4 protein-coding genes are annotated in these 2960 nt (G+C 51.2%); 2 read left to right on the forward strand and 2 right to left on the reverse strand.

The features are described 5' to 3' along the window. Positions 1–84: 84 nt before the first annotated feature. On the reverse strand, positions 85–234 hold the full coding sequence (acrZ, locus tag A7090_RS22790; protein ID WP_000891515.1) for a multidrug efflux pump accessory protein AcrZ: 150 nt from the start codon (positions 232–234) through the stop codon (positions 85–87). 128 nt (positions 235–362) lie between these two features. On the opposite strand from acrZ, the gene modE reads away from it, so the two are divergent. Then, entirely contained in the window at positions 363–1151 is a 789-nt protein-coding gene (gene modE, locus A7090_RS22795) for a molybdenum-dependent transcriptional regulator (protein ID WP_105275627.1), read from the forward strand. 67 nt (positions 1152–1218) lie between these two features. Beyond that, positions 1219–2691 (forward strand): molybdate ABC transporter ATP-binding protein ModF, encoded by a 1473-nt coding sequence (gene modF, locus A7090_RS22800; RefSeq protein ID WP_105275628.1) that lies wholly within the window; start codon positions 1219–1221, stop codon positions 2689–2691. A gap of 36 nt (positions 2692–2727) precedes the next feature. Here modF and A7090_RS22805 read toward each other — a convergent pair. Beyond that, positions 2728–2960, reverse strand: a 233-nt coding sequence (locus A7090_RS22805) for a zinc ribbon domain-containing protein (RefSeq protein WP_241957291.1), incomplete at its 5' end; no start/stop codon positions are given.

The following is a 2960-nucleotide window of genomic DNA, read 5'->3' on the forward strand; positions in this document are numbered from 1 at the left end:
AGTAGATCACAAAACTCTATGCCTGTCTTTTTTTACCCGCCCATTACTGGGGATTCCTCAGCGGCTGAGCGGGCATTCAGAGAATCAATGATTTTGTCCGGGCTGGTCTTTTTTACCAACACCAGAAAAGATGTTGAATACTTCACCAAGACCGTAAATCAGACCCAGGATAATGGCCATCACGACAGGTACCATGATTACGGCGAATACCAGACTTTTTAATAACTCTAACATGGTCAACTCCAGATATAGTCATGAGACTATTCTAACCGCTAAGCACAGAAAAGCACTCCCCTTTTGTGCGGTCAGCTTTGCGTAGCGTTCGTTTTCCGTCACAATAAGACTTTTGCCAGGACATTGTTATGCAGGCCGAAATCCTTCTCACCCTTAAGCTCCAACAAAAATTATTCGCCGACCCGCGCCGCATTTCGTTACTAAAACACATTGCGCTTTCCGGTTCCATTAGCCAGGGAGCGAAAGATGCCGGTATCAGCTATAAAAGCGCCTGGGATGCCATTAATGAGATGAATCAGTTAAGTGAGCATATTCTGGTTGAGCGCGCAACAGGCGGTAAAGGTGGCGGCGGCGCAGCACTGACCCGCTATGGTCAGCGACTGATTCAACTCTATGACTTACTGGCGCAAATCCAGCAAAAAGCCTTTGATGTGTTAAGCGACGATGACGCCTTGCCGCTGAACAGCCTGCTGGCCGCGATCTCACGTTTTTCACTGCAGACCAGCGCCCGTAACCAGTGGTTCGGCACCATCACCGCCCGCGATCATGATGACGTTCAACAGCACGTTGATGTCTTACTGGCTGATGGCAAAACACGATTAAAAGTCGCGATTACCGCACAAAGCGGCGCGCGTCTGGGGCTGGATGAAGGCAAAGAAGTGTTAATACTGCTGAAAGCGCCGTGGGTAGGTATTACTCAGGACGAGGCGGTCGCGCAAAACGCCGACAACCAATTGCCGGGCATTATTAGTCATATTGAGCGCGGCACGGAGCAGTGCGAAGTATTAATGGCACTACCCGACGGGCAAACACTGTGCGCCACAGTGCCGGTAAATGAAGCGGCTTCTCTTGAGCAAGGACAGAATGTCACGGCCTACTTTAATGCCGACAGCGTGATTATCGCCACGCTGTGCTAAGCGTGTTGACAATTTGTTATGAAACACGTATCCCTGTCAGTAATCGCTGCACAAAATGGGATATAAAATGTCATCGTTGCAAATTTTGCAAGGCACGTTTCGTCTTAGCGACACAAAAACGCTGCAATTGCCTCAGCTAACGTTAAACACGGGTGATAGTTGGGCGTTTGTCGGTTCGAATGGAAGCGGGAAGTCGGCGCTGGCCCGCGCACTGGCGGGGGAACTTCCGCTTTTGAAAGGTGAATGGCAAAGCCAGTTTTCCCACATCGCTCGTCTCTCCTTCGAGCAATTGCAAAAGCTCGTCAGCGACGAATGGCAGCGGAATAACACCGATATGCTCAGCCCTGGTGAAGATGACACCGGACGAACCACGGCTGAAATCATTCAGGATGAAGTTAAGGATGCACCGCGTTGTGCGCAGCTGGCGCAGCAGTTCGGTATTACCCCCCTCCTCGACCGACGCTTTAAATACCTTTCCACTGGCGAAACGCGTAAAACCCTACTCTGTCAGGCGCTGATGTCGGAGCCTGACTTATTGATTCTTGATGAGCCGTTCGATGGCCTTGATGTTGCCTCACGTCAGCAGCTGGCAGAGCTACTCGCCTCGTTACATCAGTCCGGTATTACCCTGGTACTGGTGCTTAATCGCTTCGATGAGATCCCGGAATTTGTCCAGTTTGCTGGAGTACTGGCAGATTGCACGTTAGCGGAAACAGGCGCTAAAGAGAAACTGCTTCAGCAAGCACTTGTCGCGCAACTGGCGCATAGCGAGCGACTTGAGGGGGTGCAACTGCCGGAGCCGGATGAGCCTTCAGCACGTCACGCCTTACCCGCCAGTGAACCGCGCATTGTGCTGAACAATGGCGTGGTTTCTTATAACGATCGCCCCATTCTTAATAACCTTAGCTGGCAGGTGAATCCGGGCGAACACTGGCAAATTGTCGGGCCAAATGGTGCGGGAAAATCGACATTATTAAGCCTGATTACTGGCGATCATCCGCAAGGTTACAGCAACGATCTGACGCTTTTCGGACGACGTCGCGGCAGCGGCGAAACCATCTGGGATATCAAAAAACATATCGGTTACGTCAGCAGTAGCTTGCATCTGGATTACCGGGTCAGCACTACTGTGCGTAACGTGATCCTTTCTGGCTATTTTGATTCGATTGGCATTTATCAGGCCGTTTCGGATCGCCAGCAAAAACTGGTGCAGCAGTGGCTGGATATTCTCGGCATTGATAAACACACGGCTGACGCTCCTTTCCATAGTCTTTCCTGGGGACAGCAGCGTCTGGCGCTGATCGTCCGCGCACTGGTGAAACATCCGACTTTGCTTATTCTCGACGAACCATTACAGGGGTTGGATCCGCTGAATCGCCAGCTTATTCGCCGTTTTGTTGATGTGCTGATTAGCGAGGGTGAAACGCAATTGTTGTTTGTTTCGCACCATGCAGAAGATGCTCCAGCCTGTATAACCCATCGTCTGGCGTTCGTGCCGGACGGCGACCGCTATCGTTATACACTCACCAAAATAAAGTGACTGCTCCCCGCCGTAAACGGCGAGGCTTCCCACTTCTTAGGCTGCAACTGGCATAGAGCCAGACTTACGCAAGCCTCGATGGGCTTTGACGACAAGTCCTGCCGCCATTAATTCTGTTATGCCTTTGTGCTGTATGTTGAGCGCCGCGTTTATATCGCGGTCATGTTCAGCATTACAGCCGGGGCATTTCCATTCGCGCACCTTGAGCGTAACCGGCTCATTTAAACCGTCTGGTCTGTTTCCTCCGGCTCTACAAAAATAATGTCCAT

Source organism: Escherichia sp. MOD1-EC7003 (assembly GCF_002965065.1).
Lineage (GTDB): Bacteria > Pseudomonadota > Gammaproteobacteria > Enterobacterales > Enterobacteriaceae > Escherichia.

Bases quoted from the DNA above. Each gene is read 5' to 3' on its own strand.
- acrZ (WP_000891515.1), bottom strand. From the start codon at position 234: ATGTTAGAGTTATTAAAAAGTCTGGTATTCGCCGTAATCATGGTACCT.
- modE (WP_105275627.1), top strand. From the start codon at position 363: ATGCAGGCCGAAATCCTTCTCACCCTTAAGCTCCAACAAAAATTATTC.
- modF (WP_105275628.1), top strand. From the start codon at position 1,219: ATGTCATCGTTGCAAATTTTGCAAGGCACGTTTCGTCTTAGCGACACA.